We start from the raw sequence: 16,492 nt of genomic DNA, 5'->3' as shown, positions 1-16,492 counted from the left end.
ACTTGCCACCTTTCAATTTGGTGTTTATAGTTGCATTATACCGATAAAAAATGAACAAAACTAATACTATATAGCTCATTTATAACACTATTTTGATGTTATACCCGGAAGGAGTGGCATTTATGGACCGTACAACCCAGAGTTTGCTAAAAGAAGACAGAGTGCATGGTGATAGCATGTTTCCACTTGCAGCTTATTGGATAGAATTGCCGGCTGGCACACATGTCCTCGATACGCATTGGCATGAAGAAGCGGAGTTTTTTATGCTGCTAGAAGGAGAAATTCTGTTTCAGGTAGACACCGAATATTTCCCACTTAAAGCTGGTGAAGCTGTATTTATCGAGTCCGGTGATATTCATGCCGCCTATGTACTGAACGAGGACACTCCCTGCAGATTCTGCGCGCTCGTGTTTCTCCCTGATCTTCTAGCTAGTGCCCAATATGATGCAATCCAGCAGAACACCATCTTACCCCTTCAGGAGAAAAGACAAAGCTTTCCTCGCCACCTTACGCCGGCCGTGCAATGGCAACAAGAACTTCTGCGACACTTAGAGCGTATGATGGACGCCTACACTGCGCAATCTCCCGGGTATGAAGCTTTTATTAAAGGCACACTACTCATCATGCTCTCGCAGATTGCTCCAGAAGATCGTTTTGTAAACCGTAGCCAACTGGATGATGCTGATACTACTAAGATCAATCGTCTTAAAAAGATTATTCTCTATATTCAGGATAACTATCAGGAGCCGATTCGAACCCGTGATCTCTCTGAGCTGATTCCTATGAGCGAAGGACAGTTCTGCCGTTTTTTCAAAGAAATGACCCGAAAGACTCCAGTGGATTACATTAACTCTTACCGAATTCGCCAAGCCGCCGATCTACTGCAACAAAGCGACAGAAAAATATCCGACATCGCATTCGAGGTCGGATTTGATAATGTGAGTTATTTTATTAAAGTGTTTCGCAGAGCAATGAAATGCTCGCCTTCGGAGTTTAGAAAGGGGGCCCGTTGACATCTTGCTGTTCAACTTCTATTCATCGGTCGCTTCTTGAATCCAAACTGTCATCTCACCAACCCCGCGGTTGGCCCAGGTGAAGTAGGGAATAAATTTCAAACTCACCTGTTCCATGCTCCAGAGAGAATCACTGCGGTATAGTTCATCCGCCCATTCCTCCGTGGGTTTCATACGCTGTCCGGCTGCCCGAATCACTTTCACGCCTCCTGGGGAGCCCATCTGTTCTGAGATCGTAAACTCCGTCTTCCGTGGAAGCTGAAGCTGATACAAACCTTTACCGTTATCCACCTGCTCCATGCAATATACGAACGGCCCGCGCTGCAGTGCGACTTTGCTAAACGTCTGTCTGACTTGCGGATGACTCTTCATAATCTGGACCGGCATAGAGAATGAGATTTCAACCTCTTCTCCGGGTTTCCATTCACGAGTCAGCTCGATATAACCATTCTTATCTCCTGCAAAATAAGTCTTGTTCCCTCCATCCACTGTAACCTCAGCTTGGTCGCACCATTCCGGCATACGAAGTGCGAGCGTGAACTCACTGGTCTGTTCAGGAGTGATAATAAATCTGGATTTTCCTTCAGAGATGTATAGAGACTGTTGCTCAATCCTAACCGATGCCCCGTTTATTACGGCTTCCAGCTGCCCGCCAATGTAAAGCTGCACATAGATAGAAGCATCTTGAACGGTATAGACATACTGTCCGAGCGAAGCGAGTAGGCGAGAGACGTTCGGAGGGCAACAAGCACAGCTGAACCACCCCTGACGTTCGGCCTTCACATGGTTATAATTTTTATTTTTACCAAGTACCTCCGGATAGACCTCCAGCGGATTCACGTAGAAGAATTTCGTCCCGTCCAGTGACATCCCGCTAATTACGGTATTGTATAACGCCCTCTCCATCACATCTGCATATTTGGAGTCTTGGTGAAGACGCAGCATACGCTTGGCGAAAAATATCAGTCCAACTGATGCACAAGTCTCAGCGTAAGCTAAGTCACCTGGTAAGTCATAATCGGCAGTAAAAGATTCTCCTTGCTCCATTGAGCCAATGCCGCCGGTGATATACATTCGTTTATTGACGATGTTATCCCATAATTCGCAGCAAGCTGCCAGCATTCCAGCATCCCCGGTTTCAGCAGCGATATCTGCCATCGCTGTACACATATAAACCAAGCGTACCGCATGTCCTTCAGCCTTGCCCTGTTCCCTCACAGGCAGATGAGACTGACTGTACTGATGATCGTGAACCATCGACAATTGAGGAAAATGTAATCCTCTTCCCCTCTTCTCCCACTCCTGCTCAAAATAATGAGGTTTCTCCCCCCGCTGATCCAAGAAATAGCGACTCAGGTTCAAATACTTCTCATTACCTGTGGCATGGTACAGTTTGACGAGAGCCAGTTCAATTTCCTGATGCCCATCATAACCCTTCAGTTTCCCTGGCTCCTGTCCAAATACCGTATCTATGTAATCCGCAAACCGCGAAACGGCATCCAGCAGCTTTCTTTTACCCGTTGCCTTATAATAGGCTGTCCCAGCTTCAATCATGTGCCCTGCACAGTACAGCTCATGGCATTCCGCCAAATTACTCCACTCACGACCTGGTTCCTTAAGCGTGAAATAAGTATTAAGATACCCATCCTCCCGCTGAGCCTTGACGATAATATCAATAACACCGTCTACGACCTTCTCCAGCACAGGATCACGTTTTTCCTCTATTAAATAGGCTGCTGCTTCTAACCACTTAGCCACATCGCTGTCCTGAAATACCATGCCATAGAATTCGCCCTGCTCAAGTCCAGCGGCGATTTTAAAATTGTGAATGGCATGGCTTGGCTCTGCTCCTGGTATACGATCGTTCAGCGCCTCCCATTGATAGGGAACCATAACCTCACGCACTAGACGAATATATTCTGACCAGAACGGGTCCTGAATTTGATTTTTCCTTACCTCGTGTGTTGCAACTGACTGACTCATGTTAGAATCTCCTCTCTTCTCTGCAGGGTGTAAATTCACACTACATCTGGTCTATCCCTTGACTCCGCCAACCGTCAATCCTTCAATAAAGAAACGCTGGAAGAACAGAAACAGAAGTAAAATAGGCAGGATGGCTAGCACCGCACCCGCAATCAGCGCATCATAATTGTTACCTAGTGGGGACACAAATGAAGCGAGCCCAATGGGCAGAGTGAATTGTTCGGTTGTCCGTAGCACAATAAGTGGCCACAAGAAGTTATTCCAGCTGTTCATCGCTTGCAGAATCGTAATTGCACCAAAGGCCGGAGCCATCAGCGGCACCATGATTCTGAAGAAGATCCCATATTCTGTGCATCCGTCTATTCGACCAGCATCCATGAAGTCTCGCGGTAGACCCAGTGCAAACTGGCGAAAGAAGAATATCGGCAGCGGCGCCACCACAAACGGCAAGATAACGCCCCAAATGGTGTTAATCAGCTTCAGTGAGATGGTCAATTTATAAAGTGGAAGAATAATAATCTCCACCGGAATCATCATTACAACAAGAACGAGCGTAAAGATCAGGCTCCGGCCTTTGAATCGGTACATTCCTAGCCCGTAACCTACCATGGAGGAGAGCAGCAAGCTCAACAATGTAAAGAGCGTTGTAATCACTGCACTATTCTTATACCATGCAAAATAATTACCTGCCGCACCCACACCTGAAAAAATACTCTTATAGTTATCCAAACTCATCAGATTGAAATCTAGCCTGACATTCAATCCATAGCGGAATAATTCTGTAGCCGGTTTAAGGGATGCTAGAAATAATGCATACAATGGAAACAGCATGAACACTGCAAGAATAAGGAACAAGAGTAATAGTAGTATGGAGGCCGCAGAAAATTTATTTTTTTTGTTATCCTGCATCATCTTATTCCTCCTTCTTAAACAAGCCGGTAAGTGTTAATTGCACCAAGCTGACCACCAGTGTAATCGCCAGCAGTGTAATGCCAATTGCCGCCCCAAAACCGAGATCAAAATACTGGAAACCTTGTTGATAGATGTAACCTACCATTGTAAGCCCGATATTTTGCGGCGATGGCTTACCCGCCCACAGCATATAGCTTTCTGTAAACATGGCGTAACCGCCATATATAGTAATCGTCACGACATACACCGTGATCGGTTTCAAAAGTGGAACCGTAATTCTCATGAATTTACGCATTTTACCTGCACCATCGATTTCAGCTGCCTCATAGAGTTCACCCGGAATACTCTGCAGTGCAGATAAGAAGTACAGTACATTAATGCCGATCCATCGCCAGCCCGCGAGCACAAGCAGTGCAAACATTGCTAGATTCGAACTGTACAACCACTGCTTGCTCTCGAGCCCAAACAAATGAAGAATCGTGTTCATCAAAGCCCCATCCAGTTCACCGAAAATGAGACGGAAGATCACCCCAGCAACAACTACGGAAGTCAAAGCAGGAATAAATATAGTCGATCTAAAAAAATTACTTGCTACCATTTTCTTCGAATTCAAAAATACAGCCAGCACCATCGGAACTGGTATTAAAAGAAGCAACGTCCAGAGTGTATACCTCGTGCTGTTAAACAACGCTGCCCCGAAATTTTCATTCCATAGCTTTTCATAATTATCTAAACCCACGAAGGATGTTTCTCCGGGTAATACTTCCTGAAAGCTCATAATGACAGCGTTAACCAGTGGATAAGCAAAGAAAATAAGAAAAGACAAAATAAAGGGTAACACGAATACATAAGGCGCTATTTTTTGCGAATTGCCCAGTTGATATCTTCGCTTTGTAGTGTGAACGATCTCCCTTTCTATTTGCATAACGTTACCTCCAGTCGGGTTAAATCCCCCCACATCCGCGGGTTCTTTCGTCTACTTATTGTCTGTCACCCCGGGTCTCGTACTCGCTCACTTATAACGGTACTCTTTATCGTGCAGGGGATGACAGACAACCAATAGAACATGATGCTTTATGATTCCTACTTCAGACTGGCCTGCACGTCTTTAAGTACTTGGGCCGGATCTTTCAGATCTTTAAAAATTTCTGGCATCGCCTTATTGCGAACGGCATCAAATACTTCAGGTGATTTCTCACGGATATTAACTGGAGCGATCTCATCTTTAACGCTAATGAGCGTATCAAAAATATCAGTCCCAAAATAATCAGTGAATTTATTCGCTTCTTTCATCGCCGGATCTGTCCATACATCCGTACGAATCGGGTCAAACCCGAGCTGCTTCCAAATTTGAATGTTGCCTTCTTTAGACAATTTGGCATAAGACAAGAATTTCTTTAGTAAAGCCTCTTCTTTGGTTTGGTTCGTAATAGAAGTTGCTGTACCTCCCATCCCTGCTGAACGATTACCGCCTTCTTCCCATGCTGGCATTGGACGAATAATCACTTTTCCCTTCAGATCAGGAATATGGTCTGTGAAGCGATTCATAAACCAGAAAGGCATAAATACTGAAGCTGCACTGCCGGAATCCATGTATCCAAAATACTCCTCAGTATCGTGACCCGCGCCCGGAGCTACAGCAGCAACACCCTCCTTCACTAGCTTTTGAAAGAACTCCATCGTCTTCACATTAATCGGATTGTCAACGGTTACATTTCCCTCTACATCCACTTGGTCTGAACCCTGTTGACTAATCGCTGGCCACCAAGACCAGTTTCCGTTCCCTTCAAAGGTAATCATCGGCTTGCCTGTTTTCTCAAGCACCTGTTTACCTGCAGTTTCCAGATCACTCCACAGCTTAATATCATCTGCGTTCACACCAGCTTGATCCAGGATTTCCTTGTTGTAGTACATTACAGTTGCGCCTACATGATAATCAATCCCGTAATAAGTGCCGTCTTTACTGTATATGTCTACTCTCGATTTGACGATATTTCCGAGCTCAGGCTCCAGTATGTCGTTCAGAGATACAAGCTGCGGTTTCCCTTTCATGAAATTCGGAAATTTACTTTGCTCAATATCAACTAAATCCGGTGCACCCACGCCTGATTGCAGTGCCAACAGTAGCTTGGTATGCATGTCATCATAAGGAATGGTTGTAGCTTCTAGAGCAATCTGTTCATCCGGATGACTTTCATTCCAGCTGTCCGCCATACTCTCATAGAATTTTTGGTGCGCATCCACAAAGGTCCAGAAGATGACTTTTTTCGGTTCCGTCTTAGTGGCGGTATCTGTACTCCCCTTGCTTTCGTTCGTTTTTGCTGGCTGGTTGTTTGAAGTTTTTTCTTTATTTCCTCCACCGCAACCGCTGAGCCCCATAACTACAATCAACAATATAACCATCGTGAAAAGTGATGCCTTTTTCATTCAGCTTCCTCCTTGAATGATTTATATACTTAACCCCTTAGGGAGTAAGTTGGGTAGCGCTTACACAACGTAGCTTGTACCAAAGTACCGCTTCAACATTGTGCATTGGATTACATTATTACAACATTAAAAGGAAACGCTTTATTTATAATAATACATGTTATATCATGAAAATAAACGATCGATTACAACCTGATTTTTAAAAATTACAACCTTTTGGAGGTGTAAGATGAGCTCCCCGATTCTCCACTTTATCACACCACCTATTCCTTATTTCATAGACTGTGGCCGTGCCCATTACGATGCTGGAGACTATCATATCAGTCGAAACTGCATCGGTGTGTTTGATCTCATCATCGTTAAGAAGGGCATCCTGCCAATCGCAGAGAACGATTTGCAGTGGGAATTAAAAGAAGGCCAATTTCTCATCCTTCGTCCAGACGCACATCATTATGGCTTCGCCCCCTGTCCTATAGAAACCGAAATCATTTGGATTCATTTTCAGACCTTTGGTAGCTGGAAAGAGTGTCAGGATATGAACGAATGTCTGGATAATCAGAGCGAGCTCATCGAGAACCATAAACAGAAAGCATATTTGAATCACAGTGATGTATGTTCGATCTTTATTCCGAAACATATGGAGATCTCACAAAAAGCAATGGAGGTGCTGGAGTTCTTTTTTCAGCTGGAACAGGAGCCCCAGTCGATGCGTAACTGGAAGCGTCAAGCCTCCTTCCAACAGTTCCTGCAATTCTTAGACCGTGATCTTGCAGAGGCGTCAGATGCAACCGCCATTCAACTGGCTGAGAAGATTGAGCTGTTCATTCGGCAAAACTACACACGTGAGGTGACCAACTCCCTCCTTCAAAAGGAGCTCAACTATCATCCCAACTACCTCGCCAAAAATATGCTGAAAATATACGGTGTAACGCCTATGGGATACCTTCTGTCCTATCGCCTGGAGCAATCCAAAAGACTGTTAATCCAGACCTCCTGGTCCATCGCACGTATTGCTGAAGAGGTTGGCTTTCATCATATTACTTATTACTCTTCCTGCTTCTCCAAGAAAGAAGGGATCTCTCCCTCAAATTTCAGACGAAAATTCACCTGTAAATAGACAAGAAGAAACGGTTGGCGCCCTTAAAAGGACGAGAACCGTTTCTTCAATTAATCACTTAAGCACGTTGCAAGCGAATAACATTCCAAGATAATTTAGATAAGGACGCCGTGAGGTGCCCGTCGACCGCTTTTGCATCCCCACGATCATGTGGTGTTACCGTAGACTGCTGCACTACTGTATTTACTGCTTTTACATCCGCGTTCTCCAGCACGGTATGCTGAATCACACGATATCCCTCAAATCCTCGAATATCACATTCCAGCAGCAACATGTCTTCCAGACTTTTATTTACCGCAAAAATAACCAGTTCCTCATTCTCTTCGTTATAAACTACACTGGAATCTAGCAGCGGTACATCCGTATAATCCTTACTGTCATATAAAGGTGAAGACACGATAGGATGCAGCACCGTTCCCCGGCCATACAAGGACGTATGCATATAGGGATAGAAAATACTTTGACGCCAAGCTAAGCCTCCACTTACGGTCATTATAGGTGCAATCACATTAACCAACTGAGCCAAGCAAGCAATCTTTACTCGGTCGGCATTGTTCAGTAGCGTGATCAACATACTTCCGACCATCAGTGCATCTTCAAATGTATACTGGTCCTCCAGTTGAGCTGGTGCTACTTGCCAAGGGTCAATCTGCTTGTCTGACTCCAGGGTATGAAACCAGACATTCCATTCATCGAAGGAAAGATACATCGTCTTCTTACTGCGTTTCTTTGCCTTGATATAATCACATACAGCGACGATTTCTTTTATAAAAAGATCCATATCCAGTGATTTAGCAAGATAGTTTGCCGTATCGTTCTCTGCATTTCCGTAATAGGTATGCAGGGACAGATAATCAACCTGCTCATAAGTATGATCCAGCACAGTAGCTTCCCACTCAGCATAGGTAGGCATGGAACGGAATGAGCTTCCGCAAGCCACCAACTCTATGCTCGGATCAACCAGTCTCATCGCTTTAGCGGTTTCGCTTGCTAGTCTCCCATATTCGGTTGCTGTCTTCTGGCCAATTTGCCAAGGACCGTCCATCTCGTTGCCAAGACACCAAGTCTTAATGCCATGCGGCTCCTCGAAGCCATGAGATCTTCTCAAATCGCTAAAATAAGAGCCAGAGGGATGATTGCAATATTCAAGCAGATTTCGTGCTGCATCTACGCCTCTCGTCCCTAGATTGACCGCCATCATAACATCCGAACGGATTCCTTTTGCCCAGCGAATAAATTCATTCGTGCCTACTTCATTGGGTTCTGTCGTTCGCCACGCTAATTCCAGTCTTCGAGGACGATCTGCTACTGGTCCTACTCCATCCTCCCAATTGTAACCGGATACAAAATTACCTCCAGGATAACGAATCATCGGTACACCAATCTCTCCGATCATTGAAGCTACATCTTGCCGAAATCCGTGTTCATCTGCTGAAGGATGGCCCGGATCATATATCCCTCCATATACCGCACGTCCCAAATGCTCAATGAACGAGCTATAAATTCTAGGATCTACCTCAGCCAGTTTGAATTCCTTTTCTATGGTCATCTTGGCCTTTTTCGACATGGTCATCACTCTCTCTCGTCTTCAGTTATGTTGGTTAGTTCCACTACTTAAACAATTACAACCTACAAGTAAGCGCTATATTACTAATACTAACAACATCAGAGTGGAATGAATATCAAGATATTGAACTACTTTTTTAAAATTTCCAACCACAATTTCTTTATTAATTCTTCCTGTTGATCTACCGATATATTATAGATAGATCTTATCGTCGTAGGAGGAGAATGAGCTATGCATATAACGAATATGACCTCTGCTATGGGAACGAGACTTAATGTAGCTGTTAGTCACCAAACTAACGATAAAACCATAAATTCAAACAGCAAGACAAGTGGTAGCGGAGACCACTTATCGATAAGCAAATCTGCAAAAGCAGCTTTTCAAAATCAATCTCAAATGAGCGGAATGGTTGATTCTCTACTTAAACAAAAACAGAGTATCATCGATAGCAAGAACAGCCTAATTGAAAGAACCACCAAAAACTCACATAACCTTGATTCTATTCAAGATCAACTTAAGGAATTCGATAAACAGCTCCAAACGATTGACCAACAAATTGCGAAGTACACCTTTGAAGAGCAACAAAAGAACTTAGAAAAAGCTCAAAAAGAAGATCTATCGGATGAACCTAAAACCGAGCAAGAGATACAAAACGAAAGATTGAATACGATTGTTGCTATAAGCCAAAATGTTTCACAAATGGAGGTAGTTTCTTCTACCCATTCTAAGATGCATGGCGAGACAAGAGTTCTGACCAAGGAAATCGAATCGGATGAAGCTCGTTCTACTCATTCTGCAACAGCCAAACGTGAGCAGTTATCCAAAATCGAAGATAGAATATCGGAAATGAATGAAACGTTAGGCGATACCATAAAAGACACCGGAGATAAAATTAAAGATCAGGAACGGACTGAGAAATTAGCCACCTACCAAGAAATTCAGCGTTTAGCCGAAGATTCTGATAAGTCGCAGCTAGAAATACTAATCTAACAAAGACAAAATTCTCTATATAGAAAAAGCAATCGGACCTCTACCACATCAAAGGGGTTGCCGATTGCTTTTTTATATGCAGATGATGTTATCTTTCAACTATTCCTTCCGAATCACGATAAAGCAGGTGCTGTCTGGCAAGGCCACTTCCTGTCCGCTCTCATCCATGAACCTTACTCTATCGCGCAGCGCTTCGGTATAACCTTCTTGCAAGTAATGCCGGAAGACTTCAATCTTCGCCTGCTTTCCTAAAGTCTGTTCAATAAATGAGGCAAACTCCGTAGGGGTAAAATAACCAAACTGTTCCTGTACTTCATGAATGTAAGCCTCTTCGCCCCAGGTATACGTATATAAAAACTCCATGGCATCATTAACAGGCATGAGTACTTCTTCTTCCCCTAATCTCTGATACTGAAGCTGACGTCCGGCAAAATCCTTCGCATAACGCTCCAGCCACGCCATACCGTCCTCCTCCAGAAAGCGAACTTTCCGCAGCAATGCTGTGGGTTCGGTCATAATCCCATCACGAATAATGATAGCCCCGCCCACTGACAATACATCAAAAGCACTTCGCAGGGCGGCCGAGACGGTGTCATGATTGAACTTTTTACCATCAAGCGGCACATAAGAATATAGCTCATGCAAAATCGAAGAAAAGATTACCGTACCCACCGTTCCAGCCTCTACGAAATCTTCAAGGTTCAACGCATCTCCCTGCAGGACCTCCCACTGACGACCTTCCCGTTGCTTGCGCTGCCGCAGAGCTTCCACTACATTGCTCGATATATCAATGCCGATAGGGGTAACCTCTGGCATCCGCTCTTCCAGCAAATCCAGCAGCACACCGCCGCCAGGGCCGATATCCAGCACTTTTTTCCCAATGACATGCTCCAGAATCACCGCCTTATAATCTGCGGTATTATTCATTTGACTTAAGTAGGTATCTTCATTATGAAAACGGTCGAAGGCGTCTCTGCGTAGCTCGAACAAGTCGAATAACAGCAACACAGCACGTTCATACAAGGGCGATTTTTCAGCTTCCATACAGAATTCGATCAGCTTCTCTGCCGCTGCCGAGAATTGGAACTGAAAAAACATGGTGTCTGGCAGATGCTCCTTAGCGTATGGACGAAGCATTAGATGAGGATTCTCATCAGGTAAAGTCCCTTTTTCGATATCCTCCCATGTAAGCTCCGATAAATATTTTTCTATAATCCGCTTCTTATAAACATTGATCTTCTTAACACCCTTGTAGTCATAGTAAATGCTGTTCATAACCTGCTCGAAGCTGATATGACGTAGGGGTTCATTCTGAGCCCTTTGGGCTGCAAGCAACATCACCTTCAGAAATTGCTCCAACGAGAAAGTCTGCATTGCAGATTCCACATACCAGAAGATAGTGTTACTTAAAGACTCCAACCGTTCCGCATGGAAGCCTTCCTGTGTCAGCTTTGCCCATTCCGTAGTGAAATCCTCTCCTCTAGAGATCGGACCTAGCCGCATTCTGCGCAGTCTTTCTTTCATCGGCATTGGACTAGCAAGTTCACCGGATGCAATCAGAGTGATAAGCTGTTTCACTTCATGCTCTACATTCAGCCATAGCTCGGGAGATACAGCTCCGATGATGCAATGATTGAGTACGGTTAGCAAGCGTTCAAGTTCCTCGGCAGTCAGTAATTGTTCCTCCACAAGATCACGAAGCGGCTTATTTACTTCCGGAGGCACCTCCCCACGGATTTGCTGTCCTATCAGTCCATGGGTTTCAATAAGCTGATGAACCAGTGCGCTTTTGTCAGAGACCGTACCGCTCAAATGTTTCCCGTATAACTGTGCGGAGCCAATGTTATGTACAAAACAGTTAATGCCTTCCTCCTGCCAAAGTAACCGCTCCTTTAATGTGCCACCCTTAGCTGCTTCTGACCAGATTAATGTTTCTTCCACAAGCTCTTTGATCCAAATCGAACGGGGAAGCTGGTCTAGCAGCTGCAAACTGCGTTCCACATAATCCAGCACGGGATTCCTGCGGTCCAACTCCTCCAGAGATTCCACTCGCTCCAAATTTACAATCTGCTCCTCGGCTTGGACAATAAGCTTCAGCCAGAGGTTATCCTCCAAATGATCTTGTATTCCTTCACGGTATAAGGTGATGGCTTCCAACGATTTCAGCATATACTCCTCCTTCGCTCCAAAGTGGAGACTATAAAGACTTATTATTATATATACACTCCCGTTAATTAAAAAACAGAACCAGGATTCATGAAATTGCCATGTCCCGATTCTGTTTATATTCCAATCCTCAAGTTCCGAACCGTTGCCGATATCCGCACTTGCGGCACAGCTCTTCTACTGCCTCTCTACGAGAGAACCCGTAAAACAGATTGTTCGCTCGCTCACCCTCTACGATTTCTGAGAAAGGAGTCTCATGAATGTTTCCGAGGTTAATGACTCCTTCACCATCCAGACAGCACGGTACAACGGTACCATCCACAAGGATTGCCGCTTGGCTGCGTAGTGCATGACAGAACCCTTTTCCGTCATCTTCCGGCTCGTTCAGTGCAGGCCAACGGAACTCATGGTCCTGATTGAGATATACCCGTGGGGCAACCTTGACGCCGCTGCCAGGTACAACCTTTTCTTCGATCTTGAAATCAAGGTTAAAGGCTTCCTCCAGCACAGCAAGGGTCTCACGGTTCCGATTCTTCTCCAGATTGGTCAGATTATCCTCCGTCAAATTCCACAGCCGGAAGGAAATAATGACCCCTTGCGCGGAGGCTTCCCGTACAAAAGAAATAATCTCCGACAAATACCCTTCGCGGTTCTCAGATCCTTCATGCCCATCAAAGCTATGCAGAGAGAAGTTCATCTGTCGTAGTGCAGGTTTGCCAAGAATCTTAGGGCCAGCCTTATGAATTAACGTACCATTGGTAGTAATATTGACCTTGAACCCTTTGGCATGTGCCGCATCCAGCAGCTCACCAATCTTGGGATGCAGCAATGGCTCACCTTTTACGTGAAGGTAAATATGATTACTATGTGGCTTAATTTCATCTAATATCGTATTAAAAGTATCGAGCTTCATAAAGTTCTTCGTTCGGGCGGTTGGTGGACAAAAGCTGCAGGCCAGGTTGCAGACGCTTGTTATTTCAATGTATACCTTTTTAAAAGTCTTCAAGTGCTGCTCCCCATTCTATTTATAGATCTGCGGCATAGCGGAGGCCGATTTGTGCTCTGGCTTCCTCCATAACTTCTGCTACTGCCAAGGAATTGGCATGTGTATTAACTCTGCTTTCCCGTTCACCATTCTTAATTAAGTTGATAAATTCCTCAACCTCATAATACATAGACTCGAATACCTGAGGCTGCGTAAGCTCCTCGACGGTTCCGTCGCGATAATGAATCTTCACTTGGTAAGGTTGGTTGATCTTATCGATCACCATTGTACCACTTTCCCCTTGAATCTCAGCTGGCAAATAGGAATCAGCGATCTTGGAATGCATCACAACTGCATCCATATCATCATATTGCATGACAATACTTCCTTCTCCATCCACTCCAGAAGAGAGCATTAGGCCCACAGCCTTTACAGACTTCGGTTTCCCGAATAACACTACCATAGGATACAGGCAGTAAACACCAAGATCCATCAACGAGCCATTAGAGAAGGCTGGGTTAAAAGCATTTAATACCGTTCCCTGTCTATAGGCGTCATATCTCGATGAGTATTGACAATAGCTCGCAAAATAACGACGTACTTGACCAATCTTATACAAATTGTCTCTGATCACTCCGAAATTCGGCATGAAGGTCGATTTCATTGCTTCTACCAACAACACATCATTGTTCTGAGCGGCTTCAATCATTGCTCTAAGCTCCGCGCTGTTTGAGGCAGCTGGTTTCTCACAGAGCACATGTTTGCCATGATTTAAGCACATAATCGCCTGCTCAGCATGCATGGAGTTCGGGCTTGCAATGTAAATAGCATCGACATCTTTACTGGAAACCATATCTTCCAAATTCGTATAAATTGTAGCTCCAGCATATTTTGCAGCAAAGGCCTGACCTTTCTCCATTGTGCGGGAGTACACGGCTGTCAGGATAAACTCCTCATTCTCCAAGCCGGCTTGCACGAAGCGGTCTGTAATAAAGTTTGTTCCAATGACCCCGAAACGAATTGTCATGATAATCCCGTCCTTTTTAGTTCTTACTAAAGCTCTATATGCTATTTTCTCACTCTCAGGGTAGTCATGTCTACTTTTCAGGACAAATTTCCGACAAATTCCGATAGATCCGCCTTGTGAAAAAAAGCACCACTCCTTCATCTTTTGTCGATAAGAAACTATTCCTGGTAGACTGCGACATGATTTGTCGAAGGATGCAGTAAAAAGGCTCCCATTCTTAACTTAAGAACAGGAGCCTGCTAAGCCATATGGATTTACAACTTATTTATAAAAAGCCTGCAATTGACGCACAATTTCATCCTTGTCATGATCCACTACGGTTTGGTGTTGTGGCATCTCGAACAACGCTTTAATTTGTGCCGGGAATTCCTGCTTAATGTCAATCAGAGTAATCGCCTCATCAAACTTAGCTGGATGTGCGGTCGCGAAGGTAATCCCAATCTCATCCGAGCCATTAAAAGCTTCGTAAGCTGCGATTCCACATGCAGTATGCGGATCAAGTAGGTAGCTATATTCTTTTTGATACTTAGCAATTGTATTCAAGCATTGATCATTCTTCACGCCAAGCGCTGCAAAATCCTTCTGCACCTGCTGAAGCGCCTCGCCTTCAACCGTAATCTTGCCCTCGGTTTGCAGCTTGGACATATACGCGGATAGTTTCTCGGAATCCTCGCCTACCAAATAATATAGATAACGCTCAAAATTGCTCGCCACTTGGATATCCATCGAAGGACTGTATGTGCTTGTGAAGCTGCCCGGTTTGTAATCACCCGTGTTCACGAAACGCTCCAAGATGTTATTTTCATTCGTGGCAATAATCAGCTTGTTAATTGGTAATCCCATTTGCTTCGCCAAATATCCGGAGAAAATATTACCGAAGTTGCCGGAAGGCACACTGATGTTAATTTTCTTCTCGCTGCTGCCATCGACATGCAAATACGCATAGAAATAATAGACAGTCTGCGCCAGAATACGTACAAAGTTAATGGAGTTGATCGCACGCAGATGATAGCGACTCTTAAAGTCGAGATCCGCGAACAGATCCTTAATCACCTTTTGGCAATCATCAAAGTTACCATGAACAGACAGGTTCAGTACATTGCTGTCATCAACCGTAGTCATCTGCAGCTCCTGCACTTTACTAACCTTACCATGCGGATGAAGAATACAGATCTTGATTCCTTCTTTGCCGCGGACACCCTGAATCGCAGCCGCCCCAGTATCCCCCGAGGTTGCTCCGAGGATGTGGATGATCTTGTTCTGCTTTTTGGAAATATACGAGTACAGCTCACCCATAAACTGCAGTGCTACATCCTTGAAGGCAAAAGTAGGGCCATGGAACAATTCTAATACATACAGGGAATCATTCACTTGGTGAATAGGCGTTACTTCTGGCGTGCGGAAATTGCCATAACTGGTATTGACCATGTCCTGCAAATCTTCTAAAGGAATCTCATCATTAGTGTAATAGGCGAAAATCTTCAGGAACAATTCCTGGTAGCTAAGACTTCTCCACTCTTCTAAAGTAGCTGCTGAAACGACAGGAATCTCGGAAGGAACCATCAATCCGCCGTCATCGGCAAGTCCCATCAACACCGTATCGATAAAGCCTTTAGGTTCCACATTGCCTCTTGTGCTTATATACTTCATGCTCATCCTCCTGAACCCCTCATATACTATATATAAATATAAGTTTCACTTAATCGTTGCCTGTTTTCCCTATATACTACCACGTTTACGCGCTAAAGTCCGTTAATTCTTTGTCTTATTTTGCAGCTCTTTCCAGACGGTTTTGTTGCTGTACTGCCGTTCCGTGCTGACATCCTTGCCGAACCATTCCGGCGCCTTGAAGCTTTCCGCTTCCTCCAAAGATTCAAATTCAACCTCCAGAACGGACAATTTCAGCTGAGAATAGACGTCGATCTCAACCGTTGTGCCATTCCACACCGCCGTAATCCGCTCTTTGACCAAGGCTACCGCATTAACCGCTTCAATCATCTGATTATATAAACCCTCCGAGATAAAATATTCGATCTCTTCGCGTTTGATCCCTTTGCCATCCTTAAACGTGTGTGTATACGTTACCTCACCTGAGTCCAGATCCGTAATTTTACGCACACGCAGCTCTTGTCCGCCGTCTATCGCCAGATACGTCTGATCGATATTATGCCGGGTCACAATCTTCAATTCGCCTTCTTGAATAAGCTGCTCCGGAAATTCCGGCAGCAGAAACTTGCGTTCGATCTCCAAAGCCATGATGTTTCGCTCCTCTTCGTGCCATTTATTTTATATTAATAATCATCAT

The 16,492-nt window shown here is 44.5% G+C and carries 13 protein-coding genes; 3 read left to right on the top strand and 10 right to left on the bottom strand.

Features of this window, described 5'->3' with window-relative positions; translation table 11 throughout:
• The first annotated feature begins 122 nt into the window (after positions 1 to 122).
• Positions 123 to 1,013 (top strand): AraC family transcriptional regulator, encoded by an 891-nt coding sequence (locus PAENI_RS19450; protein WP_149646414.1) that lies wholly within the window; start codon positions 123 to 125, stop codon positions 1,011 to 1,013.
• 18 nt (positions 1,014 to 1,031) lie between these two features.
• On the opposite strand, the gene PAENI_RS19445 is transcribed toward PAENI_RS19450, so the two are convergent.
• The 4 genes from PAENI_RS19445 to PAENI_RS19430 all read right to left on the bottom strand — a co-directional run bounded on the left by PAENI_RS19445 (position 1,032) and on the right by PAENI_RS19430 (position 6,335).
• On the bottom strand, positions 1,032 to 2,996 hold the full coding sequence (locus PAENI_RS19445) for a glycoside hydrolase family 127 protein (RefSeq protein WP_149646413.1): 1,965 nt from the start codon (positions 2,994 to 2,996) through the stop codon (positions 1,032 to 1,034).
• A 51-nt stretch (positions 2,997 to 3,047) separates the two neighbouring features.
• On the bottom strand, positions 3,048 to 3,908 hold the full coding sequence (locus PAENI_RS19440) for a carbohydrate ABC transporter permease (RefSeq protein ID WP_149646412.1): 861 nt from the start codon (positions 3,906 to 3,908) through the stop codon (positions 3,048 to 3,050).
• Position 3,909: 1 nt separating this feature from the next.
• Positions 3,910 to 4,833, bottom strand: coding sequence for a carbohydrate ABC transporter permease (locus PAENI_RS19435; protein WP_081382818.1), 924 nt, complete (start codon positions 4,831 to 4,833; stop codon positions 3,910 to 3,912).
• A gap of 158 nt (positions 4,834 to 4,991) precedes the next feature.
• Positions 4,992 to 6,335, bottom strand: coding sequence for an ABC transporter substrate-binding protein (locus PAENI_RS19430; RefSeq protein WP_149646411.1), 1,344 nt, complete (start codon positions 6,333 to 6,335; stop codon positions 4,992 to 4,994).
• Between the two features lie 229 nt (positions 6,336 to 6,564).
• Here PAENI_RS19430 and PAENI_RS19425 point away from each other — a divergent pair, with 229 nt between their 5' ends.
• Positions 6,565 to 7,452, top strand: coding sequence for a helix-turn-helix transcriptional regulator (locus PAENI_RS19425; RefSeq protein ID WP_149646410.1), 888 nt, complete (start codon positions 6,565 to 6,567; stop codon positions 7,450 to 7,452).
• 58 nt (positions 7,453 to 7,510) lie between these two features.
• Here PAENI_RS19425 and arfA read toward each other — a convergent pair whose 3' ends face one another.
• Positions 7,511 to 9,001: an arabinosylfuranosidase ArfA gene (gene arfA, locus PAENI_RS19420; protein ID WP_410477478.1), complete on the bottom strand. Its 1,491-nt coding sequence runs from the start codon at positions 8,999 to 9,001 to the stop codon at positions 7,511 to 7,513.
• A 249-nt stretch (positions 9,002 to 9,250) separates the two neighbouring features.
• On the opposite strand from arfA, the gene PAENI_RS19415 reads away from it, so the two are divergent.
• Positions 9,251 to 10,009 (top strand): hypothetical protein, encoded by a 759-nt coding sequence (locus tag PAENI_RS19415; RefSeq protein WP_149646409.1) that lies wholly within the window; start codon positions 9,251 to 9,253, stop codon positions 10,007 to 10,009.
• 99 nt (positions 10,010 to 10,108) lie between these two features.
• Here the strand turns inward: PAENI_RS19415 and PAENI_RS19410 are convergent, their stop codons facing one another.
• From PAENI_RS19410 to PAENI_RS19390, 5 genes are all read right to left on the bottom strand, one after another.
• The gene (locus tag PAENI_RS19410) at positions 10,109 to 12,178 is read right to left on the bottom strand and encodes a class I SAM-dependent methyltransferase (protein WP_149646408.1); all 2,070 of its coding nucleotides are present in this window, start codon (positions 12,176 to 12,178) and stop codon (positions 10,109 to 10,111) included.
• A 127-nt stretch (positions 12,179 to 12,305) separates the two neighbouring features.
• Entirely contained in the window at positions 12,306 to 13,181 is an 876-nt protein-coding gene (locus tag PAENI_RS19405; protein ID WP_042124302.1) for a radical SAM/SPASM domain-containing protein, read from the bottom strand.
• A gap of 19 nt (positions 13,182 to 13,200) precedes the next feature.
• Positions 13,201 to 14,187 carry a Gfo/Idh/MocA family protein gene (locus PAENI_RS19400; RefSeq protein WP_042185046.1) on the bottom strand — a complete coding sequence of 329 codons (987 nt, stop codon included), beginning with the start codon at positions 14,185 to 14,187 and terminating at the stop codon, positions 13,201 to 13,203.
• Between the two features lie 261 nt (positions 14,188 to 14,448).
• Positions 14,449 to 15,837: a threonine synthase gene (gene thrC, locus PAENI_RS19395; protein WP_149646407.1), complete on the bottom strand. Its 1,389-nt coding sequence runs from the start codon at positions 15,835 to 15,837 to the stop codon at positions 14,449 to 14,451.
• A gap of 102 nt (positions 15,838 to 15,939) precedes the next feature.
• Complete coding sequence (locus PAENI_RS19390) at positions 15,940 to 16,443, bottom strand: CYTH domain-containing protein (protein ID WP_076283838.1); 504 nt, start codon at positions 16,441 to 16,443, stop codon at positions 15,940 to 15,942.
• Positions 16,444 to 16,492: the final 49 nt, after the last annotated feature.

Source organism: Paenibacillus sp. B2(2019) (genome assembly GCF_008370385.1).
Lineage (GTDB): Bacteria > Bacillota > Bacilli > Paenibacillales > Paenibacillaceae > Paenibacillus_AQ.
Note: the sequence above shows the minus strand (reverse complement) of the source record. Positions and strands in the feature narration are given on the sequence as shown.